This window comes from Bradyrhizobium sp. HKCCYLRH3073 (genome assembly GCF_051167995.1).
Taxonomy (GTDB): Bacteria; Pseudomonadota; Alphaproteobacteria; order Rhizobiales; family Xanthobacteraceae; genus Bradyrhizobium.
On the sequence record NZ_JBNPUD010000002.1, the window covers coordinates 227,789 to 253,365 of the forward strand.

Here is a 25,577-nt window from a genome sequence, read left to right on the forward strand (position 1 = left end):
GCCCGGCGTAGCGCGCGAGATTGGAGCTCACGCAACGTCGCAGGAGAGAGACGATGACGACCCATGTCACCGAGGTGCCCGCAGCCCCGTCAGCCCAGGCGCTCGCCCATTTCGAGGCGATGCTCTCCTTCGAGACCGATTGCTGGGACGTGCACGAGAGTCTGCATGCAGCAGCTCCGGACTTCATCCTGGTGGATGTCAGGGGCCCGGCCTCGTTTGCCAGGGGGCATATCCCCGGCGCCATCAACATCCCGCACCGGACCATGACCGCGGAGCGGATGGCCGAGTACGCGAACCACAGGCTGTTCGTGGTCTACTGCGCCGGCCCGCACTGCAACGGCGCCAACCGCGCCGCGATCCGGCTTGCGCGGCAGGGACGGCCCGTGAAGATGATGATCGGCGGCATCACCGGCTGGCTCGACGAGGGCTTTGCGCTCACGGCCGGCGATTGAACCTGAGCACCCGGTTCTTACGCCATCCTCCGTGTCGTCCCGGCGAACGCCGGGATCCATACCGCGGGAGCTATCGAGGGACGGGGGCTGGCAGTTGTCTGCCTCACGCCAGCCGGTGGCTATGGATCCCGGCTCAAGGGGCCGGGACGACACCGGTTTTCGGGGGCGCAGCGTCGGCAACTATCACTACGCCGCCTTGCGCAAGCCGGCGAGGAAGGTGTCGACGCTCTTGAACAGGTCGTTCGCACGCTTGCCGAGGTCGCGCGTCGCGACCATGACGTGATCGGCGAGCTGGCGCGACTGCTCGGCCGCGTCGCTGGCGCCGACGACGTTCTGCGACACCTCGTTGGTGCCGGACGCTGCCTGCTGGACGCTGCGCGCGATCTCGCGCGTCGCCGAGCCCTGCTGCTCGACGGCGGCGGCGATGGTCGCGGCAATGCCGCTGATCTCCTGGATCGTGCCGCTGATGCCACCGATGGCGCTGACGCAGTCGGACGTCGCGGCCTGGATCGAGCTGACCTGGCCGGCGATCTCCTCGGTCGCCTTGGCGGTCTGTCCGGCCAGCTCCTTGACCTCGGCTGCCACGACCGCGAAGCCGCGGCCCGCCTCGCCGGCACGCGCCGCCTCGATCGTGGCGTTGAGCGCCAGCAGGTTGGTCTGGCTCGCGATCGCGTCGATCAGGCGCAGCACGTCGCCGATCCGCTCGGCGGCGGCGGCGAGGCTCTCGACCATCTCGGTGGTCTGCCGCGCCTTGATCACGGCGCCGTCGGCGACCTTGCTGGAATGCGCGACCTGGCGGCCGATCTCGGTCACCGAGGAGGCGAGCTCCTCCGAGGCCGCGGCGACGGTCGATACGCCGCTGGAAGCTTCCTCGGACGCCGCCGCCGCGGCCGCCGTGCGCTGCGAGGTGCCGTTGACGCTGACCGTGATCTCGTGGACGACGCGCTCCATGTCCGCCGTCGCCTTGGCGACCGAGGACACGACGCCCTTGACGTCGGCCTCGAACCGGTCGGCCATCTGTCGCTGTAGCGCCTGCTTCTCCTGCTCGGCGCGGTGTTGCGTCGCCTCCTGCGACTCGCGCAGGCTGGCCGTCTCGATCATGTTGCGGCGGAACACGTCGACCGCCTGCGCCATCGTGCCGAGCTCATCCTTGCGCTGGCCGCCGGGGATCGCGACCTCGGTGTCGCCGCTCGACAGCCGGTGCATGACGGCAGTGATCGCGACCAGCGGACGCGAGATGCCGCGGGCGACGAACAGCGCGACGATGACGGCGAGCAGCAGGATCACGACCGTGCCGATGATCAGCTGCTGCTGCGCGCTGGCGGCGGCGGCCTCGTAAGCCGTGGTGTCCTTGATCAGCTCGAGCACGGCGATCGGGTCGCCGGCGTAGTTCCTGATCTGGCCGGCATAGACGGCCGCGGGCTTGCCGGCCAGGGTGGCATCGCGCAGCAGCGCCGTGCCCTTGAACACTGCGAGCACCTCGTCCGGGGTGGCGACGGTCTCGTCGCCGAACGTCGAGGACAGCCGCTTCGGCTGGCCGTCGTTGATCCAGTAGACGGCGAGATCGATGCCGAAGCGCTGCTTGGCGCGCTCGACGAATTCCTTGCCGAAGGCGGCGCCGACGTCGACGGTCGCGATCACCTTGCCGTCGCGCACGATCGGGGTCATGCCGAAGATGCCGAGCGACAGCCGGCTCTGCTCGACGCCGGCGATCAGGCGGCCGGTCTGGTTGGCCTGCACCACCGTGATGCGGCGCTTCGAGGTGTCGTCGCCGAACACCTTCGGCTCATGCACGCGATAGAAATTGGTGGCCGGCGGCGCCCATACGTTCACCAGCGGAATGCCTTGCGCCTTCAGCGACGTCATGGCGCCGCCGAGCAGGGCGCCGAGCGCGTCGCGGTCACCCTTGAGATAGGCATCGGCGATCGGCGGCAGCGCCGCCAGGGTGGAGCTCACCGCCAGCGCGGCGCGGCCTTCATAGTCGATGCCGGCCGACACGCTGTCGAACTGCAGCTTCAACTGCTGCTCCAGCGCCAGTCGGGTCAGGGCGCGCTGCTGGATGACGGAGAAGGTGCCGAGCACGGCACAGGCGATGGCGACGGTGAGCGAGAGCGCGATGATCAGGCGGGCGGAGATCGATCGGAGGCGGGACATTGGGGCATTCCTTGCTTTGCAGCAAGGGTCCCAGAATACCATTAAGGAACAGATACCGTAGTTGTACGGGAACACCGATTCAGCCGAGGGCGTCCCACGTTCCGCGTTCCCGTCGATCGCATTGGACGATCGGGGTGTCGTGGTCTTCCGTCACGACGTCGTCATGGCCGGGCTTGTCCCGGCCATCCCCGTCGTTCGGCACGCTGACAACCACGTGGATGCCCGGGACAAGCCCGGCCATGACGGAGTAACTAATTGGCAGGATGGCTCGTCGCGACTGCCCAGCCGGTCTATGGGCGATAGCCCTGCGGTCGATCGAGCGGGCGGCGATCCGCCCTCAGCTGTCGACCTTGAGCGCGGCGATGAAGGCTTCCTGCGGGATGTCGACCTTGCCGAACTGCCGCATCTTCTTCTTGCCTTCCTTCTGCTTCTCCAGAAGCTTCCTTTTGCGCGTGATGTCGCCGCCGTAGCACTTGGCGGTGACGTCCTTGCGCAGCGCGCGCACGGTCTCGCGCGCGATCACCTTGCCGCCGATCGCCGCCTGGATCGGGATCTGGAACATGTGCGGCGGGATCAGGTCCTTCATCTTCTCGACCATGGCGCGGCCGCGCCCTTCGGCGCGGGTCCTGTGCACCAGCATCGACAGCGCATCGACCGGCTCGTTGTTGACGAGGATCTGCATCTTGACGAGGTCGGCCGGCTTGTAGTCGGTCAAATGATAGTCGAACGAGGCGTAGCCCTTGGAGACCGATTTCAGCCGGTCGTAGAAATCGAACACGACCTCGTTCAGCGGCAGGTCGTATTTGACCATCGCACGGGCGCCCACGTAGGTGAGCTCCTTCTGATTGCCGCGGCGGTCCTGGCACAGCTTCAGCACGCTGCCGAGATATTCGTCCGGTGTCAGGATCGTGGCCTCGATCCAGGGCTCCTGGATCTCGGCGATCTTGACCACGTCGGGCATGTCCACGGGGTTGTGGATCTCGATCTCCTCGCCGTCCGTCAGCTTCATCTTGTAGATGACGCTCGGCGCCGTGGCGATCAGGTTGAGATCGAACTCGCGCGACAGCCGCTCCTGGATGATCTCGAGGTGCAACAGGCCAAGGAAGCCGCAGCGGAAGCCGAAGCCGAGCGCGGCGGATGTCTCCATCTCGAACGAGAAGCTAGCGTCGTTGAGCCGGAGCTTGCCCATCGCTGCGCGAAGCGTCTCGAAATCGTCGGCGTCGACCGGGAACAGGCCGCAGAATACGACCGGGATGGCCGGCTTGAAGCCCGGCAGCATCTCTGAGACCGGCTTGCGGTCGTCGGTGATGGTGTCGCCGACACGGGTGTCGGCCACCTCCTTGATCGCGGCGGTGATGAAGCCAATCTCGCCGGGCCCAAGCTCATCGACCTGCTGCATCTTTGGCGTGAAGAAGCCGACGCGCTCGACGTCATAGGCGGCCCCGGTGCCCATCATCCGGACGCGCTGGCCCTTCTTCATGACGCCGTCGACGATGCGCACGAGAACGACGACGCCGAGATAGACGTCGTACCAGCTGTCGACCAAGAGCGCCTTCAGGGTCGCATCGCGGTCGCCCTTCGGCGGCGGCAGCCGGGTGACGATCGCCTCCAGCACGTCGGGAATCCCGAGGCCGGTCTTGGCCGAGATCATCACCGCGTCGGAGGCGTCGATGCCGATGACGTCCTCGATCTGCTGCTTGATCTTCTCGGGCTCGGCGGCCGGCAGGTCGATCTTGTTGAGGACCGGAACGATCTCGTGGTTGTTGTCGAGCGCCTGGTAGACGTTGGCGAGCGTCTGCGCCTCGACGCCCTGGCTGGCGTCGACCACCAGCAGCGAGCCTTCGCAGGCGGCGAGCGACCGCGACACCTCGTAGGCGAAGTCGACGTGGCCGGGCGTGTCCATCAGGTTGAAGATGTAGTCCTTGCCGTCCTTGGCGCGGTACTGCAGGCGCACGGTCTGCGCCTTGATGGTGATGCCGCGCTCGCGCTCGATATCCATCGAATCGAGCACCTGTTCCTTGCCCGCCATCTCGCGGTCCGACAGGCCGCCCGTCATCTGGATCAGGCGGTCGGCGAGCGTGGACTTTCCATGGTCGATATGGGCGACGATGGAGAAGTTGCGGATGTTGGGAATGGGGACGGTCGTCATGGGTCGCGCAGATAGCATCCCGAGCCCCCAACCAGCAACCATATTGCTGAATTTCCAGGGCCTTTCTTCACGCCAAGCTGATTCCCCGTGGCCCGAAAACAGGCTACCGAGGGCGGATGTCGAGTACCTCTCTTCCGCCTCTCGCGGCGCGCATGCGCGGCCGTCTCGGACCGCGGCGAATCTCCGCCTGGCTGGTGGCGCGCGCCACGGCGCCGGCAACGTCGGCCTGGGTGGTCATCGCCTTCGTGGTCGTCCATGCCGTGCTGTGGACCGCGATCCTGACCAATCTGAAGGCGGCGCAGGACGTCCACATGGACGTGGCCGAGGCCTATGCCTGGGGCAGCCGCTTCCTGTTCGGTTACGGCAAGCATCCGCCACTGTCGGGCTGGATCGCCGGGCTGTGGTTCTCGGTGTTTCCGGTCAAGGACTGGGCGACCTATGCGCTGGCGATGGCCGTGAACGGCAGCGGCCTCGTCATCGTCTGGCTCGCCAGCCTCAAGGTGGTCGACCGCCGCCGCGCCTTCTTCGTCATGGTGATGGTCGCGCTGTACCCGATCTTCAATTTCAAGGGCTTCAAGTACAACGCCGACCTGGTGCAGCTGCTGACCCTGCCGCTGCTGGTGCTGGCCTATCTCAACGCGTTCGAAAAGCGCAGCGCCGCCTCCGGCCTGTGGCTCGGCCTCGCCGGAGCGGCCGCGCTGATGACCAAATATTGGGTGCTGACCATGATCGGCGCCATCGGCCTTGCCGCGCTGCTGCACCCGGAACGGCTGCGCTTCCTGGCGTCGCCCGCGCCGTGGGTCGCGATCGTCGCCATGCTGGTGGCGATGATCCCACATCTGGTGTGGCTGTGGCGGGTCGATTTCGTCGCCATCACCTATGCCGGGGATGTCTATACGCTGTCGGACCGGGGCCGGGCCGCCGAGCTCGTGCTCGGCTATGTCGGCCACAATCTGGCGCTGCTGGCTTTGCCGTTGGCGCTGGCGGCGCTGGTGATGGCCTGGCCGCCGCGCTTCGCCTTCCGCAACTGGCGCGGCGGTCCCAATCCCGGCGTGAATGTGAGCCAGGCGATCAACGTCTGGCTGGTGCAGGCGATCGTTGCCGTCGGGCCGCCGCTCGGCGGCCTCGCTTTCACGATCTACATGAAGACCGATTGGGGCATCTCGCTGTTCTTCCTGGTGCCGCTGGCGCTGGTCGCGATCCCCGCGCTGCGGCTGCGATCGGTCATGCTGCCGCGGCTGGCCGCCGTCTGGCTGGTGCTGTCGCTGCTCACGCTGATCGCCTCGCCCTGGATTGCCCGGCGCGAGATGGCCGCCAATCCGAACGGCGCCACCGGCTACGGCGCCCGTTCGGAGCTGGCGCGGGAATTGACCAAAGCCTGGCACGCCCGATTCGGCTCGCCGTGGCCGCTGGTGGCCGGCTTTTCCGAGATGAACACGCCGATGACCTTCTACAGCCCGGACCACCCGCGGCCGTTCACCGTGCCCTACACGGCGGAGGAAACCTGGAGTTCCGGCCTGAGCACGCTGGAAGACCTCGAGCGCGAGGGGTTCATCGGCATCTGCGACACCACCGACAACCGGATCGCGGCCTGCGAGGCCTGGATGGCCAAGGAGGCCCCGAAGGCCGAGTCGCTGGTGATGACCACCCAGCGCTTCTTCCACGGCCAGGCGGGCCCTGCAATCGTTTGGAAGGTGTATATTCAGGGACCGGGCAGGTAACCCAGAGCACGTCATTCCGGGTTCGTGCTTCGCGCGCCCCGGAATGACGATCCTAGGTGGTCACACGCCTTCTTCGTGGAACTTGTCGTTCACCAGGTCGGTGATCGCCTGCAGCGCGGCGTCGGCCTCGGGGCCGGTGGCGGAGACCAGGATCTTGGTTCCCGGCGCCGCCGCCAGCATCATCAGGCCCATGATCGAGCGCCCGCCGACGGTCTCGCCGCCGCGCGTCACCCAGACCTCGGCCTGGAACTTCTCGACCATCTGCACGAATTTCGCCGAGGCCCGCGCATGCAGGCCGCGCTTGTTGGTGATCAGCAGCTCTCGCGAGAGGGCTCCGGCAGGGACGGCCGGGCCGGCGACGTTGTCCTGCGGAGCATCCTCGCCGCTCATTTGCCGGCGAGCACGCGGCTGGCGATGGTGACGTATTTGCGGCCCGCCTCCTGCGCCATGGCGATGGCGTCGGGCAGCGAGCGTTCCTCGCGCACCTTGGCGAGCTTCACCAGCATGGGCAGGTTGATGCCGGCGAGCACCTCGACCTTGGGCCGGCTCATGCAGGAGATGGCGAGGTTCGACGGCGTGCCGCCGAACATGTCGGTGAGAATGGCGACACCGTCGCCGGTGTCGACGCGGTTCACGGCTTCGATGATGTCGCTGCGACAGAGATCGGAATCATCGTCGGCGCCAATCGTGACCGCTTCGATTTGTTTTTGAGGACCCATGACGTGTTCCAGCGCCGCCCTGAACTCGTCGGCGAGGCGCCCATGGGTCACCAGTACCAGGCCAATCATCGGATACTCCTCGCGGGCGCCTTGGGTGCACCGCACGAACGCGCCACTTTGACCATCCGGAGCCCTCGCGCAAGGGGGCATATTCGCGAGTCTCCCGGATTCTGGCATACAGAATGGGAGCTGGCGGCGGTCTAATCGGTCGCGATAGTGGGGCTGATATGGTTACCAATTTGCTCCACACAATCGGCCGAAAGATTACCGGAACATGAAAGTCTGGGTGGTAATAAGTGCCGCCACAACCATCGGGAAGGGTGAAAAACCCGGCCCCACGGGTATCCGTGGCAATTCGATACCGTTGAGGTGAATCCGAAGCGATTCGGCGTTCGGCAGGCGGGCAGCGTCCTCGGCCATCAGGTCAACCACAAGCCCAAGTTTCGCCTCCGACACATGGTCGCAGGCGCGGATTCCAAGGCCGCGGATCTCGATCAGCCCGGCCAGGGCGGGCGCGGGGCTCACCCACATTTCCCCGCTGCGTGTGGCGAGATGAACACGGTCGTCGCCCACCAGAATCGTTGGCGGCAGCTGCCCCGCGCGTCCGGCGAGGATCAGATCGAAGGCGAGTCGGGATTTGCCGGAACCGGAGGGACCCCGGATCAGGACGGCCTGCTCCCCCACCTGGACGGCAGATGCATGGATGCTCGCCGTTTCGTTCGTCACGACGCCGGCAGCCGGACGATGAAGCGAGCCCCGGCCGAGGTCGGATGTCCGTCGGCGTCGACAGGGCCGGGCCGGTTCTCGGCCCAGATCCGCCCGCCATGAGCGTCGATGATCTGCTTGGAGATCGACAGGCCCAGGCCGGAATTCTGGCCGAAGCCCTGGTGCGGCCGGTCCGTATAGAACCGCTCGAAGATGCGCTGCAGGGCGTCCTCGCGAATGCCGGGACCGTCATCATCGACGGTGATCTCGATCTCCGAGCGCACGCGCCGGCAGGTGATGCGCACCTTGCCGCCGGCGGCGGAGAACGATTGCGCATTCGACAGAAGGTTGGAGATCACCTGGCCGAGCCGCGAATCATGACCGGGCACCGAGAAGGTGTCGTTGGCGCCGCGGCCCTCGAAGCGGACCTCGACGGTGACGTCGGTGCCGAGCTTGGTCTCGTTGGCGACCGAGGTCAGCGTGTTCAGCAGGCGGCGCAGATCGACCAGGGTCATGTCCTGGCGCTGCAGCTCGGCATCGAGCCGGCTGGCGTCGGAAATGTCGGAGATCAGCCGGTCGAGCCGCTTCACGTCGTGCTCGATCACGGCCAGCAGGCGGGCGCGGCTGTTGTCGTTGCGCGCCAGCGGCAGGGTCTCGACCGCCGAGCGCAGCGAGGTCAGCGGGTTCTTGAGCTCGTGGGCGACGTCGGCGGCGAACATCTCGATCGCCTCGATGCGGTTGTAGAGCGCGTCCGTCATGTCGCGCAGCGCGCCGGAGAGATGGCCGATCTCGTCGCGGCGGCGGGTGAAGTCGGGGATCTCGACGCGGGTCTTGATGCGGCGGCGGACGCGCTCGGCGCTGTCGGCGAGCCGGCGCACCGGACCTGCGATCGTGCTGGCGAGCAAGAGCGACAGCACGATCATCACCGCGGAGGCGACGCCGCCGACCTTCAGAATGGCAAGCCGCTCGGCGGTGACCATCTGGTCGATGTCGTCGCCCTGCGTCGACAGCATCAGGGCGCCGTGGATGGTGCGCGAGCGCTGCACCGACACCGCGACCGAGACGATCACTTCGCCGCGCGAGTTGACCCTGACCATGCTGCGCTTCTGGCCCTTCAGGGCGTCGGCGACTTCCTCGTAGCCGTTGCCGTTCTCGGGGCCGTATTCGCGGTACAGCGGCAGGTCGCCGCGGTTGAGCCAGGTGCGCACCGAGATCAGCGCGCGCTCGACGAAGCCGGGCTTCTCGCTCGACGGCGGCGGCAGGTCGAACCGCAGCACGTTCTCCAGATTGCGGCTGTCGAGCAGCAGCCCGCCATTCGGATCGTAGATGCGCGCGCGCGTCTTGGTCGGCGAGATCAGCGTGCGCAGCACCGGCGCGACGCGTTCCGGATTGATCGGGAAATCGAGCGGCGAATATTCGTCCGGCGCGCCGTAGCTCTCGCCCGGCTTGAGATCGAGCAGGCGCTCGGGGTCGATGGTGATGGTGTTGGTCTGCACGGTTGCCGAGGCGGCGATGGCGCCGGCGATGATCTCGGCCTGCACCAGCAGACTCTGCGCGCGCGCGTCGATCAGGCCGGCGCGGAACTGCGACAGATACAGAATGCTTGCAACCAGTGCGAGCAAGCCGGCGATGTTCAGCGAGACGATGCGGCGGGTGAGGCTCGAGAACGACAGCGCGAACAGGAACTGTCCGGCGCGGCGCAGCCAGCTCAGCGGACGCTGCCAGCCGGAGACCTTCGGGGTCTCCTCAGCCGCGTCGGACGCGATCGTCGCCGCGGCGTCGTGGCCATTCACGGCTGGGTCAAGCTGCGTGCGATCGAGCAATGTGAGTGCTCCGATTCCGAATTTCGTAGGGGTTGTGCGGCGAATTCCCGCGAGAACTCGACTTGCCGCACCCGAATTCGCCGCAACAATGGCCCCGTTCCGGCATCTGCGCTCGGACAAACGCGCAGGAGGCGTAGCCTATCCAATCGAGACCGCGACGTCAGCGCGCAATTTCGCATGACGTCGCGCAAGGCAATGCTTCAGGTCCCTGCTTCAGGCCTTGGCTTCAGGTTTCCTTGAAGCGATAGCCGACGCCGTAGAGGGTCTCGATCATCTCGAACTCCTCGTCGACCATCTTGAACTTCTTGCGCAGCCGCTTGATGTGGCTGTCGATGGTGCGGTCGTCGACATAGACCTGGTCGTCATAGGCCGCGTCCATCAGCGCATTGCGGCTCTTGACCACGCCCGGACGCTGCGCCAGCGCCTGCAGGATCAGGAACTCGGTGACGGTCAGCGTAACCGGCTCGTTCTTCCAGGTGCAGGTGTGGCGCTCCGGATCCATGCGCAGCAGGCCGCGATCGAGCGCCTTGGCGTCGTTCTCCTTCGGCAGCGCCGTCGGATCCTTGGGCTGCGAGCGGCGCAGCACGGCCTTGACGCGCTCCACCAGCAGGCGCTGCGAGAACGGTTTGCGGATGAAGTCGTCCGCGCCCATCTTCAGGCCGAACAGCTCGTCGATCTCCTCGTCCTTGGAGGTGAGGAAGATCACCGGCAGGTCGGACTTCTGGCGCAGCCGCCGCAGGGTCTCCATGCCGTCCATGCGCGGCATCTTGATGTCGAGGATGGCGAGATCAGGCTGGCTGGTCCGAAAACCGTCGAGCGCCGACGCACCATCGGTATAGGTCATGATCCGATAACCCTCGGCCTCGAGCGCGATGGAGACGGATGTCAGAATGTTGCGGTCGTCATCGACCAAGGCGATTGTGGGCATGAGCCTGCTTTCAGAGTCTGGTTACGCCGAGACTTCGAGAATCAAGATAAGGGCCGCGTATTTGGGCTTCGAACATGGTCAACGAGCAATGCAAGCTGGGCTGAAGTGTGACCGAGTTCCACAAATACCATGGCAAAGTCTTGTGCCGTGCCCAGGTTTGTGGCCCGTTTAGCCGAAAAAAGGCCTTCATTGCAACTGGATGGACGAGGGAAAGACGATGTCTGCGAGCTTTAACCCTAACCGCGTCACGCATTCCCTGCTGCGCCGAAGCCGGCAGGGCGCCCTTGCGACCTTGATGGTTGGTTCTGGCGATCCCTACTGCTCCCTCGTCAACGTCGCCACCGCGGTCGATGGTGCTCCGATCATCCTGATTTCGCGATTAGCTGTGCACACCAGGAATCTACTTGCCGATTCGCGCGTGTCGCTGATGCTCGATGAACGCGCGCCGGGCGATCCGCTCGAGGGATCTCGCATCATGCTGTCGGGCAGGGCCGAGCAGGCCACCGACGACAATCGCGAGGTGCTGCGCCGTCGGTATCTCAATGCGCATCCGTCCGCTGCGGACTATGCTGAATTCGCCGACTTCTCGTTCTTCGTGATTCGTCCGTCAGGCGCGCATCTCGTCGCCGGATTCGGCCGCATCGTCGATCTCAAGCCGGAGCAGTTTCTCACGGATATATCCGTTGCTGACGAACTGATTCTGGCAGAGCAGGGCGCCGTCGATCACATGAACGAAGATCACCGCGAGGCGCTCGCCCTCTACGCGACGAAGCTGCTCGGCGCCGAAGCAGCGGAGTGGCGGTGTAGCGGCTGTGACCCGGAGGGATTGGATCTGATGGCCGACGGCAGGACGCTGCGGCTCGAGTTTCCCGAGCGCGTGACCACGCCCGGGGCGTTGCGCAAGATGCTGGTGCGGCTTGCTGACGAGGCCCGCGCGAAGTGAGGTGTAGTTCGAGCCCACTTTGATGACTGTGCTCATCTCCCGTGACGGAAGACGGCGAAGTTCACGCATGAAGGCAGCTTGTGGTGAATCTCGATGTGCGCGCTCCATGTCCTGCAGAGGGTGAGCGTCGCGCAAACTTCGTGGCGTGGGCGCGAGTGAGCTCGTTGACGTCGCGGCCGGGAGAATCGGACGATGTGATCCCGCAGGCGCGAGGCCATCGTGAAGGGAAGCTGGCTGATCGGGTGTGGCGACGACACGGCCGATCACCGGCACATTCCGTCGGCTCGGGCGGCCTCCCTTGATCGGTTTCCGCGAGGCGCTGCGACAGCCGCTGCCGGATGCCCGGTCGTCGCTTGGTCTTCGTTTGCCTGCGCGAATCCGTCGATTCGAGCGTCGTTCATCGTTCCTTGTGAAACCCAACCGCGCTGATATATCTGTTGCGTTGCAGCATCTCAGCGCGGCGCGGGTGGCTGCTGCTGGAATGTGCATGACGCGGCAAAAGATGAGCTACGTGCATCACGAATTGCCAATAACCAATTAGGCCGGATCGTCTTGGCAAGACCAGCGTTGATCAGTATTAGGTCGGCGACCGCGCTTCGATAAGGCGATGTAACGGCAACGGTCACCGCGCAACGCGCGCGACTGCGCGCAACAGACGCGGGCTCTCAGGAGGGATCTTCGTGCAAGAGACGGGTATTCGCAACGGCGCCTTCGGTGCCGACAAGTTCGGCTTAAAGAACCTCAAGCAGGTGCACTGGAATCTCGGCGCTCCCCAGCTCTATCAGTATTCGCTGGCGGCGGGCGAGGCGGTGCTGTCGGCCGACGGGGCGCTTTGCGCGGATACTGGCGAGTTCACCGGTCGCAGCCCGAAGGACAAGTTCACGGTGCGCGACGCCTCCACCGAAAAAATGTGGTGGGCGGGCAACCAGGCGATCACGCCCGAGCAGTTCGAGGCGCTGCATCAGGATTTCATCAAGCACGCCGAAGGCAAGACCCTGTTCGCGCAGGATCTCTATGGCGGCGCCGACCCCACCTTCCGCATCAAGACGCGCGTCTTCACCGAGCTCGCCTGGCACTCGCTTTTCATCCGCACGCTTCTGATCCGCCCCGAAAAGATCGAGCTCGACACCTTCGTGCCGGAGCTCACGATCATCGACATGCCGAGCTTCCGCGCCGACCCGAAACGTCACGGCGTGCGCTCGCAGAATGTCGTCGCGATCGATTTCGCCCGCAAGATCGTCCTGATCGGCGGGTCTTATTATGCCGGCGAGATGAAGAAGAGCGTGTTCACGACGCTCAACTACTATCTGCCCGCGCGCGGCGTGATGCCGATGCACTGCTCGGCCAATGTTGGGCCGAAGGGCGACACCGCGATCTTCTTCGGCCTGTCCGGCACCGGCAAGACCACGCTGTCGGCCGATCCGAACCGCACCCTGATCGGCGACGACGAGCACGGCTGGGGCCCGTCCGGCGTGTTCAACTTCGAGGGCGGCTGCTACGCCAAGTGCATCAAGCTGTCGAAGGAAGCCGAGCCGCAGATCTTCGCGGCGTCGACCCGTTTCGGCGCCGTGCTCGAGAACGTGGTGCTCGACGAGGACAACCGCGTCCCCGATTTCGACGACGGCTCCAAGACCGAGAACACCCGCTCCGCCTATCCGCTCGACTTCATTCCGAACGCTTCGCGCACGGGCCGTGCGCCGCATCCGAAGAACGTCGTGATGCTCGCCGCCGACGCCTTCGGCGTGCTGCCGCCGATCGCAAAGCTGTCGCCGGCGCAGGCGATGTACCACTTCCTGTCCGGCTACACCGCCAAGGTCGCCGGCACCGAGCGCGGCCTCGGCAACGAGCCGCAGCCGGAGTTCTCGACCTGCTTCGGCTCGCCGTTCCTGCCGCTCGATCCGTCGGTCTACGGCAACATGCTGCGGCAGCTGATCGCCGAGCACAATGTCGACTGCTGGCTGGTCAACACCGGCTGGACCGGCGGCAAGTACGGCACGGGCTCGCGCATGCCCATCAAGGTGACGCGTGCGCTGCTGACGGCGGCACTCGACGGCTCCTTGCGCAACGTCGAGTTCCGCACCGACAAATATTTCGGCTTCGCGGTGCCGACCGCGCTGCCGGGCGTGCCGAGCGAGATTCTCGACCCGGTCAACACCTGGAAGGACAAGGCCGAGTTCGACAAGACCGCGCGCGCGCTGGTCGGCATGTTCCAGAAGAATTTTGCCAAGTTCGAAGCCCAGGTTGACGCCGACGTCCGCGCTGCGGCGCCGGATCTGAAGCTGGCTGCGGAGTAGGGCTGCAAACGCAAATGGGCCAGCCGCATTGCGGCTGGCTCTTACTATTTTCCCGCTCCCTCTGCTGATGCACGAGAGGGGCGAACTCAAGCCCCATCCACCGCTGTCGTCCCGGCGAACGCCGGGACCCATAACCACAGGGCGGTGTGATGCGGCATGCTGGCCGCTCCAGCCTTCGCCAAATTGCCGACGGTGGTTATGGGTCCCGGCTCAAGGCCGGGACGACACCGTTCATTTTGCCGGCGTCCAGGCTCACGCCTTGAAATACGCGATCTGCGTCGTCGTCGCGAGCAGCCGGCCGGACGGCGACCACAGCTCGCCATGCTGGTCCTGGTAGCTCCTGTTGAACACCTTGGCGTCTGCGGTCGCGAGCACATGCGTGATGTCCTCGGCGGCCAGTTCCTCGCGGCTGACGTGGAAGTAGGTGGTCAGCGACACCGTGCCGAACGGAATCAACTCGCCGCGGACATGGAACGCGCGGCCGAAGAAGGCATCCGACATCGACAGCAGCGACAGGCAATCCAGCTTGCGCGGCTTGCGGTCGGAGATCCACAGCCGCGAATAGGCGCTGCGCGGTTCGTCTGAACGACTGCCGAACTCCGGCCGTCCCTCCACGAAGCGGAAGTCGTACTGCTTGGTCCAGGACATTCCCGCATCAGGATAGCGCCTGACCTGATCGAACGGCGGCGCGTCGGGCTTGACGGCCGGCTGGTGCGACCACGATGGCCGGCGCTCGGCGAAGACAGCGGTCGCCAGCGTGGCCGCGTCGGCATCGCCCTGGCTCAGCTCGACGCACCAATGCTGCGAGGAGCGGTTGGCCTTCACCAGCCGGACGTCGAGATCGAACGGTCCCTCCGCGATCGGCGCGCAGTAGTTGACCGTCATCGCCAGCGGATCGCCGGCGATTTGCGGATGCTGGATCAAGACGCGCAGCACGGTCGCCGCCGTGACGCCGCCGAACGGGCCGACGAAAGCCCAGTAATCCGGGCTGGTCCTTCCCTGCCAGCGGCTGTCGCCGGCGGTGACGCGGGTGGCCTCGTCGAACAGGTGAACTGGCGGTTCGGTCATGCATTCCTCCTGACGGTCATCGTATGATGGCCGTCAGGTGAAACGCAATGGAACGCCTCTGCAATGACGTCATGGGTCATTGCTGAAGGCGAGGGGAAGGGCCCGTCACGCCCGCTGCGCGTGCACCGGTGCCATCACCGGGCCGACCGGCACGTTCCAGATGTCGTCGGCATATTCGCGGATGGTGCGGTCGGAGGAGAACCACGCCATGCGCGCGACGTTGAGGATCGAGGCGCGGGTCCAGGCCGGCACGGTCTGCCAGCGTGCATCGATGCCGCGCTGGGCCTCGTAGTAGGAATCGAAATCGGCCGAGACCATGTAGTGGTCGAGATGGCGCAGCGCATGTGCGATCGGCTCGAACCGGCCGGGCTCGTCCGGCGAGAACGCGCCGGTCGCGATCGCATCGATCGCGCGCGCCAGCCGCGGTGACCGGTGGATCACGTCGGTCGCGTCCAGCCCCTGCTTGCGGCGGAGCATGACCTCGTCGGCCTCCATGCCGAAGATCGCGATGTTGTCGGCGCCGACATTGTCACGGATCTCGATATTGGCGCCGTCCAGCGTGCCGATGGTAAGCGCGCCGTTCAGCGCCAGCTTCATGTTGCCGGTGCCGGAGGCCTCCATGCCGGCGGTCGAGATCTGCTCGGAGAGATCCGCCGCGGGAATGATCGCTTCGGCCAGGCTGACATTGTAGTCCGCCATGAACACGACCTTCAGCTTGCCGCCGATCGCGGGATCGTTGTTGACGACCTCGGCGACGTCGTTGATCAGCTTGATGATCAGCTTGGCGTAGCGGTAGCTCGCCGCGGCCTTGCCGGCGAAGATCTTCACCCGCGGAACCCAGTCGCGCTGCGGATCATCTTTCATGTCCTGGTACAGGGCGACCGCTTCCAGGATGTTCAGGAGCTGGCGCTTGTATTCGTGAATGCGCTTGATCTGCACGTCGAACAGCGCGCCCGGATCGAGGCGCACGTTCATGCGCTCGCCGATCAGGCGCGCCAGCAGCACCTTGTTGTGGTGCTTCACGCTGCGGAACTTCTGGTGGAAGCCGGCGTCGGCGACGTAGCTCTCGAGGCTCGAGAGCAAGGTCGGATCGTCGACGACGGCGTCGCCGCAGGCCTCGCACAACAGGTTCGTCAGCTTGGGATTGGCCAGGGTCAGCCAGCGGCGGAAGGTGATGCCGTTGGTCTTGTTGGTGATGCGGCCGGGATAGAGATGATTGAGATCGTGGAACACGGTCTCCTTCATCAGGTCGGAATGCATCGCCGAGACGCCGTTGATGCGGTGCGAGCCGACGAAGGCGAGCTGGCCCATGCGCACGCGGCGGCCGCTCTTCTCGTCGATCAGGGACACCGAGGCGCGGTAGTCGATGTCACCCGGTGCGCGCTGCTCGGCGAGCGCGAGATGCTGCGCATTGATCCGGTAGATGATCTCGAGATGCCGCGGCAAGAGGCGCTCGAACAGCTCGACCGGCCAGGTCTCGAGCGCCTCCGGCAGCAGCGTGTGGTTGGTGTAGGACAAGGTCGCGATGGTGATCTTCCATGCCTCGTCCCAGCGGAAATTGTGCAGGTCGACCAGGATCCGCATCAGCTCGGCCACCGCGAGCGAAGGATGCGTGTCGTTGAGCTGCACCGCGGCCTTCTGCGCCAGGCTGCGCAACTGGCCGTCGGAGCCGAGATGGCGCTTGACGAGGTCCTGCAGCGAGGCCGAGACGAAAAAGTATTCCTGGCGCAGCCGCAGCTCGCGGCCCGCCGGGCTCTCGTCGTTCGGATACAGGAACTTGCAGATCGCCTCGGCGCGCGCCTCTTCGGCGGAGGCGCCGAGATAGTCGCCGGAGTTGAACACGTCGAGCTTCAGCGGGTCGGGCGAGCGCGCCGACCACAGCCTGAGCGCATTCACATGCTGGCCGCGCCAGCCGACGATCGGCGTGTCATAGGCGACCGCCTGCACGGTTTCGCCGGGATGCCAGATCGCGCGGTCGCGGCCCTTGTCGGCGACATGCTCGACGCCGCCGCCGAAATGGACGTGATAGACCACCTCGGGGCGCTGGAACTCCCAGGGATTGCCGAACGACAGCCAGACGTCGGGATATTCGTGCTGCCAGCCGTCGACGATGACCTGGCGGAACAGGCCGAAATCATAGCGGATGCCGTAGCCGATCGCCGGGATCTGCAACGTCGACATGCTTTCCATGAAGCAGGCCGCCAGTCGTCCCAGGCCGCCATTGCCGAGCGCGGCATCCGGCTCGCATTTGCGCAGGTCCATCAGGCCGACGCCGAGATCGCCGAGCGCGGTCTCGAACACCTTCATCAGGCCCATGTTGTTGAGCGCGTCGGTGAACAGACGGCCGATCAGGAATTCGAGGCTGAGATAATAGACCCGCTTGCGCCCGGCATCGTAGCTCTCCTTGTCCGCGGTCAGCCAGCGATGCACGATGCGGTCGCGCAAGGTCAGCGCCGCGGCGTGATACCAGTCCTGTTGCGTCGCCTGGCTCGCCTCCTTGCCGATGGCGAGGCGAAGCTTGGCCAGGATGTCGCTCTTGATCTCAGCGACCGCCAATTCGTCGACGGGCTGGCCGGTGCTTACGAAGCTGCGCTGGGACGGCTGATCTGTCACCTTGGAAACCTGTGATGCTACGAGGAACCGGTAAAAGCATACGATGGTTGCGCGCGGTCCGAAACCCGGGGAAAGGCTGGTCCGCACAGCAAGGTGATGGAAAATGATGCAAAGTTCAGGCCGGGTTCCGGGCAGGGAACGCGGAAGGCTGTTGCTGCGGGTGCGTGGGAGAGATGGATCGAGGTCTCTCGACCGTCGTCATCCCGGCGAAAGCCGGGATCCAGACTCACCGGCCTACGATCAGGCCCGACAAGTCACTCCAATCAGGGTTGTCCGTCTCAATCAGCTCGACCTTCCAGTCGCGATGCCAATTCTTGAGCTGCTTCTCGCGGGCGATCGCCTCTAGCGGGCGCGCGAAACGTTCGACATAGACAAGCCGAAAAACCTTGTACCTGCTGACGAACTTGGACCCTCGCCCGGCACGGTGGTCTTCAAGGCGCTTCCTGACATCGTTGGTCACCCCGATGTACAGCGTGCCGTGGTGGCCACTGGCAAGAATGTAGACCGTCCATGCGGCCTCAGTGCTCATAGCGCGTGCCAAACAATCGGCTGCGGTGGGTCTGGGTCCCGGCTCGGGGGCCGGGACGACGACAATTGACTTCCTTTTTCAAATAGAACAAATTAAGAACAATTTAGCAAGCGATCGTTATCCCTACAGCGATTCGATCCGCCAGCCCCCGGCATCAGTGCATCCCGCGAGCACACCCATGTCCAATATCGCCTTCGATCCTCTGGCCCTGACCCGCATTGCCGACTTCGCGCGCAGTCTGACGCGGCTGCACAAGACCGCGCGGCGGCGGGCCGTCGACGACGACCAGATCGACCGCGCGTTCAACGCGGTGTGCATGTCGGTCTGGGGCTACACCACCGACGACATTTCCGACGACCTGTTCTCGGCCACCGACCACACCTTCCTCGATGGCCTCGACGAGGCGCGGGCGCGCATCTTTGCCGCCGAGCAAGGCTACGATCTGGTCGACGACGAAGGCATGCTGTCGGACTGGTGGGGCTTCTGCTGGATGATCCTCGCCGAGAAGCGCGGCCTGCTGACGCCGGACAACCGCGCCGCCGCGCGGGCGGCGATCGAGGAAAAGTACCTGGAAGCGCCGAACGTCATCGGCGTGATCGTGGGACGCTAGGTCAGCGTTCCGTCATCGCGAGCGCAGCGACGTGTCCGCCGAAGCCCGCAGGGCGAAGGCGGAAGCGTCGCTGCGCTCGCAATGACGAGGACTAAAATTCAATCCACGTCCGCGCGTTTGGCGCGGCCCGTGGCCGGCTTCGGCGCGATTGCCATCGGCGGCGCGACGCTGACATTGCCGGCATTGGCCTCGGGCGGCGGCATGGCGGCGAGCGCATCGGCCGCCAGCATCTCGGCGCGCACCGGCGCCACCTTCATCTCGCTCAGCTTGGCCCGCGTGTCCGAGGTCAGCCCGGGATAGGAGGCGACCGGCTTGAAGTCGGCCGGCTGGCCGCCGCTGCCGCGCGTGCCCGAATAGGCGACGAGGCCGTCGCTGGTGGCGACCACGTCGCCGGGACGCAGCGAGGTGTCGAGCGACAGGTCGACCGGCGCCAGCCCGGCCGGATCGCGGCCGTTGCAGGTGCAGTCGGCGCGCAGCGCCTGCCGATAGGCGAACGCGGTTTCGCTGTCGGCATAGCGCTCGCCATTGCTGGCGGTCGCGTAGTCGATGTTGGAGCCGTAATAGATCCTGGTCGGGCTCGCCGGGCAGAACGCCTGGCACATCTGCGCCGGCGAGGCGAGGCCGCGCGTCAGCGGAAAATAGCGGCCGTCGCAGGTGCGCACGCAGAACGCCGCGCCTGATCCAGACGCCACGCGCGGCTGCGGGGCGGCCTGCGGGTTGGTGCCGAACGGATCAAAGGAGCTGCCCTGCGCTGGCCGCTGCGATTGCGGCTTGTTGAAGCCGCCGAACAGGAAGTCGAACAGGCCCTGGGCCGACGCCATCCGCGGCGCCAGCGCGCCGGCGGCGACGAGGCCGACCGTCGCCGCGACAGCGACGTGGCGGGACCTCCGCCGAAACGACAACACGCTACGCAACGCCCGCTCCATCGCCAGGATCTTCACCGCAAAGCCACGCCGTGACGCGGCAACCCACGTCGCCCGATCATGTGCGATCGAACGCGCCATGCCCAAGGCACGGCGTCATCAGCTTTGCGGTAACCTTAACGGGCGTTGGTAAATGAGCGGTATGCGCGGACGGCGAATTGCGCCGCGCGCCAGGCGCCTCAGAGGAATTCGCGCGCCTTGTAGAGCGCCTGGAACGGCAGGCCGGCCTGGGCGAAGGTCTCGGCGGCGCCTTCCTCGCGATCGACCATGGTGAACACCAGCGCCACCTCGGCGCCGGCCTCGCGCAGGGCTTCCACCGCCTTCATCGCCGAGCCGCCGGTGGTGGTGACGTCCTCGACCACGACGATGCGTTTGCCCGCCAGGGTCTCGTCCCGGGCGAGGCCCTCGATCGCCAGCCTGGCGCCGTGCTCCTTCGGCTTCTTGCGCACGAAGAAGGCCGCGATCGGATGGCCCTTGATCCAGGAGATCTGGGCGATGGCGCCGGCCAGCGGCACCGCGCCCATCTCCAGGCCGCCGATATAATCGAAGCCTTCGTCCTTCAGCGCCTCATAGGTGAGCTCGGCGAGCAACGTGGCGCCCTCCGGGTCCATCATGGTCGGCTTCAGGTTGAAATAGAAGTCGCTCTTGCGGCCGGAGGCCAGCGTGATCTCGCCACGGCCGAACGAGCGCCTGCGGATGATCTCGAGGAGGCGGGCGCGGGAGGCGGATTTGGACACGGCGTTTCCCCTGAGGGTGGATTCTTGGGTGGCGCAATCTATCGGGGGCGGGCGGCGGAGACCAGCCGCCACGATGTCCCATCAACAACGCTACGTTTGAAGCCGGATGCAGTTTCGAGCTAATGGGAGCCCGCGACCAAGCAAGGACGATTGGGAAGGATGCCCGTATGACGATCGAGCTGTACACCTGGAACACCCCGAACGGGCGCAAAATCTCGGTCGCGCTGGAGGAGATGGCGCTGCCCTACCGCGTCATTCCGGTGGACATCACCAAGGGCGCCCAGATGGCGCCGGAGTTCCTGGCGATCAGCCCCAACAACAAGATCCCGGCGATCGTCGATCCCGACGGCCCCGATGGCAAGCCGGTCAGCGTGTTCGAGTCCGGCGCCATCCTGCTCTATCTGGCCGAGAAGACCGGCCAGTTCCTGCCGGGATCCGTCGCCGAGCGGATCCCGGTCTATGAATGGCTGATGTGGCAGATGGGCGGTTTCGGCCCGATGCCCGGCCAGGTGCACCATTTCATCGCGCTGACCGACGAACAGGACCGCGCCTACGGCCTCAAGCGCTACATGGCCGAGACGGTCCGGCTCTATGGCGTGCTCGACCGCCGGCTGGCGCAGCACGAGTTCGTCGCAGGCGCGCTCTCGATCGCCGACTTCGCCATTCTCGGCTGGGCCTGGCGCCACCCGCGCCACAAGGTCGATCTGGCCGACTTCCCCCACGTCAAGCGCTGGTACGATACCCTGATGGCCCGCCCCGCCGTGAAGCGCGGCATGGAGGCGAAGCTGGATTGATGGCCGCTGCTCTGTCGCTGGGGGGCGATGCTGTCTTCCGCGCCGGCGGTGCGCTCCCTCTCCCGCTTGCGGGGGAGGGCCGGGGAGGGGGAGCCACGCGGGCGGTATCGCTCTAGCGCGAACATGCCCGCCCCGTCGCATGCCGGCGCGTGAGCCGGCCTCCTCCACATCCCCCGTCGCTAAAGGGAGCTTCGGCGGACAGGACGGAGGAGCCGATGGAAATCACCCGCGCCGCGCCTCCAGCGCCATCCGCACCGCAAGTCCCGCGAGCACCGTGCCCATCAGATAGCGCTGTACCAGCGCCCAGCTCGGCCGTGTCGCCAGGAACAGCGCGATCGATCCCGCCGCCATGGCGATCATGGCGTTGACGCTGACGCTGATCACGATCTGGATCGCGCCCAGCACCACCGACTGCGTCAGCACGCTGCCGACAGCGGGATCGATGAACTGCGGCAGCAGCGCCAGATACAGCATCGCGATCTTCGGGTTCAGCAGGTTGGTGGCGAGCCCCATCAGGAACAGCCGACGCGGGCTGTCGATGGCGAGCTTCCTCACCTGGAATGGCGAGCGTCCGCCCGGCTTCACCGCCTGCCAGGCCAGATAAAGCAGGTAGGCCGCGCCGGCGAGGCGCAGCGCGTCATAGGCGAATGGCACGGCAAAACAGCAGCGCCGTAATGCCGAACGCCGCGGCCAGCATGTAGGCCAGAAAGCCTGTGGCGACGCCGCCGAGCGAGATCAGGCCGGCGGCGTGGCCCTGCGTGATCGAGCGCGAGATCAGATAGATCATGTTCGGCCCGGGCGTCAGCACCATGCCGAGCGAGACGAGCGCGAAGGCGAGCAGGGACGATGTGTGCGGCATGACTGGCTCGATGATCGGGATCTCTGCCGCCTGCTTTAGCGCGGACGATCACGCATCGTCATCCGATCGATTGCACCGAGAGCAATCAGCCCGCCGGCGGCGGCGCGGCGTTCAGCGCCGGCAGCCGTCTGCCGGAGCGGTCGAACACACCGGCGATGCTCAATGCCAGCAGCACCAGCAGAATGGCCGCCGCGAGCGGCACGGAGTGCCCGATCATGGCGAGCAGGCAGGCCCCCAGCGCGATCACCACGCCGATCTCCAGCGGCGCGATCGGCTCTCCGGCGTCGCTCCGCGCCTTCCAGTGGATCGCGATCCCCGCCGCCACCATCGGCATGTCATAGATCATCGCATAGGGCGTGGCGATGATGCTGCCGACCGCGACCAGCGCGATCGCCTGCTGCGTTGAGCCGCGTCGCCACGCATCCCAGACCATCACGACGATGGAGCAGGACAACAGCAGCTGAACCAGGTAGCCGATCGGCGGCGGCGCGCCGAGCGTGTGCAGGCCCGCGATGACCGTCGGCATCATGTGATCGAGGCTGGGCTGGTTGGCCTGCAATTGCGCCTGATAGCTCGGAAACTTCACGATCCATTCGAGCCAGATCCACGGATCGAGCGCAGCGCTGGTAACGACCGCGACGATCATGGTCGTGGCGATGGCCGACAGGATGGCGCGCCAGTTGCGCGACGCCAGCAGCACGACCGGCATCAACAGCACGAATTGCGGCTTGTAGGCGAGCAGGCCGAGCAGGACGCCGGCAATGACGGGATGGCGCGCGAGCAGGCGCAGCCCGCCGATCAGCAAGGCTGCCGAGAGAAAGCCGTTCTGGCCGGTGATCGCGTTGATCAGCGTCGTCGGCGCGGCGAGCAGCGCAAGGCCCGACAGCGAGCGCCAGTCGCGGCCGAGCGTCGCCAGGCCATGCAGCGCGAACGTCACCGAGATCCAAGAGACATAGGCGACAGGCAGCGCCAGCATCCCCAGTGGGATCAACGCCAGCAGGAAGGTCGGCGGGTAAGGATAGGGAAATCCGCCGCCGCCGAGGGCGGGATCCAGCGTCTGCTGGTAGCGCGCGAGCGCGACAGGATCGTAGATGCCGGCGCCAGACAGCGCGGCATACTTGCCGAACGACCACAGGCCGAAGAAGTCACCGAACGCCGGCTGCGGCGAGGACAGCGCCCAGCTGACGAGATAGGCGCCATTGTAGAGCACGAGCGCGGCCAGCACGATCAGCAGCGCGCGCCGGTCGCGCATCTCGGGGTGGGCTGCGGATGAGATCGCGGTCATGGGAGCCTGTCGAGGCCAGGGTGTTCGGCGCCATCGGCGCAGTCGTGGCGTAGGGTTGGTCGATGCCGTCACGCGATCACGCGCACGCGGTGCCCCTCCAACTCTGCCAGGGCACGCTGCACGCCGTGTTACCGGTCGTCCGGATGACCAGGCGCGATCTCATCGTGCCTAACGACAGGTAAAATCGCCGCGGGGGCCGAGTGACCTCGGTTGGGGGCCGGCGTCGCCGCCGCATCAAGCAACGCTCTCGCCCCAAAACTTTCTTGTTGCTATTTTTCCGAAATCATGGTTTGATCCGTGCATCCCGTCCTCATGCAGAGGGGCGTACGCGTCGTCACGATACGTAGAGGCGGGGAGCGGTGGCCGCGGGCCTGTCAGGTGCTGATGCGCTGGACGATTGGCAGCTCGCGGACGTTCAAGCCGTGTGGTCCTGGCGCCCCGAAGCTGGCGCCAAGCCTGCGTGACATCACGTGTCGCGCTGGTGACGGGGGCAAACAAGCCGGTCCCCGGGGAGCAACTGTCTTTTTTGTAGACCGGTGATCGGCCGGCCTCAAGGCTGGCGCGAAGGCGCGCCACCGCCTTCGGCGGCTGACGGCCTTGACCCCGTCCGCTCGCCGGTCTGTTGGCTTGGCGTGCGCTCGGGCGGAGCCCGAGCGGCTATGAGGCGCTCGACCCGTTCACAACGTGGAGCGCCGGATTCCACTTTTGGCGGCGTTTGACCATGACGTTGAGAATGCAGATCAGCTTGCGCATGCAGGCGGTCAGCGCGACCTTCTTCAACTTACCTTGGGCGAGCAGGCGCTCATAGAAGGCCTTCAGGACTGGATTGCACCGCGTCGCGGCGCCCACGCAGGCCATGTAGAATGTGTTGCGAGTTCTGCGGCGTCCGCCCTTGACGTGCCGATCCCCGCGACGCCGGCCACTGTCATCATCGTACGGCGCAACACCCAGCAGCGCCGCGACGGCTTTGTCGCTGGTCTGGCCGAGCTCCGGCATGGTTGCTATCAGCGTAGCACACGTCGTGCGGCCGATGCCCGGAACGCTTTCGATGATCTCGGCGAGCTCCGCAAAATGCGGCGTGCTTTCGATCAGGGCGGAGATCTCTGCCTCGAGCTCGGCCAGCTCGGCGCTGATCGCCTTGGCGATGCGCGTATGCAGACGCTGTACTTCTACAGGCAATTTATGCTCGCCCTGGTTCTTCAGTCTGACCAGCATATCTTTCGTCGCTTGGCGCACATTGACCATCTGCTGAAGCTTCTCTCGGGCGGCATCGTAGGCTTGCACCGCAGCTTCGTTGAAGGTCTCGGCGAACCAGGCGATCGTGTCCGCATCGATACTGTCGTTCTTGGCCAGGCGCCCGGCCGATTGAGCGAAGCTCCGCACCCGCTTTGGATCGACGATACGAACGTCGATCTTGGCGGCTCGCACCAGTTTGGCCCACTCCCGCTCGTAGCCGCCGCTGGCCTCCATCACGACCTTGGTGACGCCGTGCCGGCGCAGCCACGCCACGAAGTCGCGCTGGCCTTCCTTCGTCCTTTCAAACATCTGCTTGGACCCGGGCGCTCGGGTACAAGCATCGACCTTATCCTTGGCGACATCGACACCCGCGACAACGAGATCATTCTGTGCCATCATCCAGCTCCCTTCCTTGCAAGGTGCGGGCTCGAAGCCCGTGCAACTGTTCGGGTTGAAGGAAGACACCGGACCTGTCCCACGCTCCCCGACAGGCTCTAGGGCCTTTGAGCACGATCGGGCTCAGATCCAGCGACGGGCGGTTGGTCAGAACCGCCCGTTCGCACATTCTGGCAGGTTTCGAACACACAAGAGCGCGAAGTAAGCGTTAAGCCCGTCGCGCAGGGAATGCCGGATGTTCGGCTGAACCTGTGGTACCTGCCGCCTGCATTTTTTTCGCAGGCGGGCCACGGGCCTCAGTCGGGGCCCGGCCTTCCCTGCGCCCTTTGCGCCGTTGCAAAAGGGCCGACTGATCGCAAGCCTCGGGCACGATGTGCCGCGAGAATGCAAAGCCTTGTCCTTATTCTGTCGTCAGTTGTTTGAAACGTGAATGCGTCTTCTCGCCCCGCTGTCGTCCCGGACAAGCCGTGACGCGCGCCAGCGCGGCACGGCGCCGATCCGGGACCCATACGCCGCGGCGGTCGTGTCGGGCAAAGGGCCAATGACCAGTGCGCCTCAAACCATTCCCTGGGGGTATGGATCCCGGCTCAAGGCCGGGACGACAGAAGGGGGCGGCGATACAGCGAGGCCTCCACCAAC

General features: G+C 65.8%; 20 protein-coding genes and 1 pseudogene. 6 read left to right on the top strand and 15 right to left on the bottom strand.

The window, feature by feature from the left end; genetic code table 11:
* The first annotated feature begins 53 nt into the window (after positions 1-53).
* On the top strand, positions 54-452 hold the full coding sequence (locus tag ACQR1X_RS04990) for a rhodanese-like domain-containing protein (RefSeq protein ID WP_434893229.1): 399 nt from the start codon (positions 54-56) through the stop codon (positions 450-452).
* Positions 453-638: 186 nt separating this feature from the next.
* Here the strand turns inward: ACQR1X_RS04990 and ACQR1X_RS04995 are convergent, their stop codons facing one another.
* Positions 639-2,606, bottom strand: coding sequence for a methyl-accepting chemotaxis protein (locus ACQR1X_RS04995; protein ID WP_434893228.1), 1,968 nt, complete (start codon positions 2,604-2,606; stop codon positions 639-641).
* Positions 2,607-2,943: 337 nt separating this feature from the next.
* Positions 2,944-4,755, bottom strand: coding sequence for a translation elongation factor 4 (gene lepA / locus ACQR1X_RS05000; RefSeq protein ID WP_316183120.1), 1,812 nt, complete (start codon positions 4,753-4,755; stop codon positions 2,944-2,946).
* Between the two features lie 116 nt (positions 4,756-4,871).
* On the opposite strand from lepA, the gene ACQR1X_RS05005 reads away from it, so the two are divergent.
* Positions 4,872-6,476, top strand: coding sequence for a glycosyltransferase family 39 protein (locus ACQR1X_RS05005; protein WP_434898439.1), 1,605 nt, complete (start codon positions 4,872-4,874; stop codon positions 6,474-6,476).
* 60 nt (positions 6,477-6,536) lie between these two features.
* Here the strand turns inward: ACQR1X_RS05005 and ACQR1X_RS05010 are convergent, their stop codons facing one another.
* From ACQR1X_RS05010 to ACQR1X_RS05030, 5 genes are all read right to left on the bottom strand, one after another.
* Positions 6,537-6,866 carry an HPr family phosphocarrier protein gene (locus tag ACQR1X_RS05010; protein WP_434846494.1) on the bottom strand — a complete coding sequence of 110 codons (330 nt, stop codon included), beginning with the start codon at positions 6,864-6,866 and terminating at the stop codon, positions 6,537-6,539.
* Positions 6,863-7,264 carry a PTS sugar transporter subunit IIA gene (locus ACQR1X_RS05015; protein WP_006611446.1) on the bottom strand — a complete coding sequence of 134 codons (402 nt, stop codon included), beginning with the start codon at positions 7,262-7,264 and terminating at the stop codon, positions 6,863-6,865. The genes ACQR1X_RS05010 and ACQR1X_RS05015 overlap by 4 nt, the downstream gene beginning before the upstream one ends.
* A gap of 195 nt (positions 7,265-7,459) precedes the next feature.
* Positions 7,460-7,921 (bottom strand): HPr kinase/phosphorylase, encoded by a 462-nt coding sequence (locus ACQR1X_RS05020; protein WP_434846493.1) that lies wholly within the window; start codon positions 7,919-7,921, stop codon positions 7,460-7,462.
* Entirely contained in the window at positions 7,918-9,723 is a 1,806-nt protein-coding gene (locus ACQR1X_RS05025; protein ID WP_434838476.1) for a stimulus-sensing domain-containing protein, read from the bottom strand. The genes ACQR1X_RS05020 and ACQR1X_RS05025 overlap by 4 nt, the downstream gene beginning before the upstream one ends.
* Positions 9,724-9,949: 226 nt before the next feature.
* Positions 9,950-10,651 carry a response regulator transcription factor gene (locus ACQR1X_RS05030; protein WP_006611449.1) on the bottom strand — a complete coding sequence of 234 codons (702 nt, stop codon included), beginning with the start codon at positions 10,649-10,651 and terminating at the stop codon, positions 9,950-9,952.
* A gap of 217 nt (positions 10,652-10,868) precedes the next feature.
* Here ACQR1X_RS05030 and ACQR1X_RS05035 point away from each other — a divergent pair, with 217 nt between their 5' ends.
* Both ACQR1X_RS05035 and ACQR1X_RS05040 read left to right on the top strand, forming a co-directional pair.
* A complete protein-coding gene (locus ACQR1X_RS05035) occupies positions 10,869-11,594 on the top strand; it encodes a HugZ family protein (protein ID WP_434898600.1) in 726 nt (241 codons plus the stop codon).
* A 680-nt stretch (positions 11,595-12,274) separates the two neighbouring features.
* Positions 12,275-13,888, top strand: a complete 1,614-nt coding sequence (locus tag ACQR1X_RS05040) for a phosphoenolpyruvate carboxykinase (RefSeq protein ID WP_315800501.1) — start codon at positions 12,275-12,277, stop codon at positions 13,886-13,888.
* Between the two features lie 252 nt (positions 13,889-14,140).
* Here the strand turns inward: ACQR1X_RS05040 and ACQR1X_RS05045 are convergent, their stop codons facing one another.
* The 3 genes from ACQR1X_RS05045 to ACQR1X_RS05055 form a co-directional block, all read right to left on the bottom strand.
* On the bottom strand, positions 14,141-14,956 hold the full coding sequence (locus ACQR1X_RS05045) for an acyl-CoA thioesterase (RefSeq protein ID WP_434898440.1): 816 nt from the start codon (positions 14,954-14,956) through the stop codon (positions 14,141-14,143).
* 105 nt (positions 14,957-15,061) lie between these two features.
* Positions 15,062-17,569, bottom strand: coding sequence for a glycogen/starch/alpha-glucan phosphorylase (locus ACQR1X_RS05050; protein WP_434898441.1), 2,508 nt, complete (start codon positions 17,567-17,569; stop codon positions 15,062-15,064).
* A gap of 226 nt (positions 17,570-17,795) precedes the next feature.
* A complete protein-coding gene (locus ACQR1X_RS05055; protein ID WP_434838479.1) occupies positions 17,796-18,098 on the bottom strand; it encodes a GIY-YIG nuclease family protein in 303 nt (100 codons plus the stop codon).
* Between the two features lie 178 nt (positions 18,099-18,276).
* Here ACQR1X_RS05055 and ACQR1X_RS05060 point away from each other — a divergent pair, with 178 nt between their 5' ends.
* On the top strand, positions 18,277-18,708 hold the full coding sequence (locus tag ACQR1X_RS05060) for a hypothetical protein (RefSeq protein WP_315800497.1): 432 nt from the start codon (positions 18,277-18,279) through the stop codon (positions 18,706-18,708).
* 98 nt (positions 18,709-18,806) lie between these two features.
* Here ACQR1X_RS05060 and ACQR1X_RS05065 read toward each other — a convergent pair whose 3' ends face one another.
* Both ACQR1X_RS05065 and pyrE read right to left on the bottom strand, forming a co-directional pair.
* Positions 18,807-19,622, bottom strand: coding sequence for a DUF2865 domain-containing protein (locus ACQR1X_RS05065; protein ID WP_315800900.1), 816 nt, complete (start codon positions 19,620-19,622; stop codon positions 18,807-18,809).
* Between the two features lie 188 nt (positions 19,623-19,810).
* Positions 19,811-20,368 carry an orotate phosphoribosyltransferase gene (gene pyrE, locus ACQR1X_RS05070; RefSeq protein ID WP_316183115.1) on the bottom strand — a complete coding sequence of 186 codons (558 nt, stop codon included), beginning with the start codon at positions 20,366-20,368 and terminating at the stop codon, positions 19,811-19,813.
* Between the two features lie 167 nt (positions 20,369-20,535).
* Here pyrE and ACQR1X_RS05075 point away from each other — a divergent pair, with 167 nt between their 5' ends.
* Positions 20,536-21,162, top strand: a complete 627-nt coding sequence (locus ACQR1X_RS05075; protein ID WP_315800495.1) for a glutathione S-transferase family protein — start codon at positions 20,536-20,538, stop codon at positions 21,160-21,162.
* A 222-nt stretch (positions 21,163-21,384) separates the two neighbouring features.
* Here ACQR1X_RS05075 and ACQR1X_RS05080 read toward each other — a convergent pair.
* From ACQR1X_RS05080 to ACQR1X_RS05090, 3 genes and pseudogenes are all read right to left on the bottom strand, one after another.
* Positions 21,385-22,021 (bottom strand): annotated as a pseudogene (locus ACQR1X_RS05080) (LysE family translocator).
* Between the two features lie 85 nt (positions 22,022-22,106).
* Positions 22,107-23,306: a glycosyltransferase family 87 protein gene (locus tag ACQR1X_RS05085; RefSeq protein ID WP_434898442.1), complete on the bottom strand. Its 1,200-nt coding sequence runs from the start codon at positions 23,304-23,306 to the stop codon at positions 22,107-22,109.
* 657 nt (positions 23,307-23,963) lie between these two features.
* Complete coding sequence (locus tag ACQR1X_RS05090; RefSeq protein WP_316239658.1) at positions 23,964-24,938, bottom strand: IS110 family transposase; 975 nt, start codon at positions 24,936-24,938, stop codon at positions 23,964-23,966.
* Between the last annotated feature and the right edge of the window lie 639 nt (positions 24,939-25,577).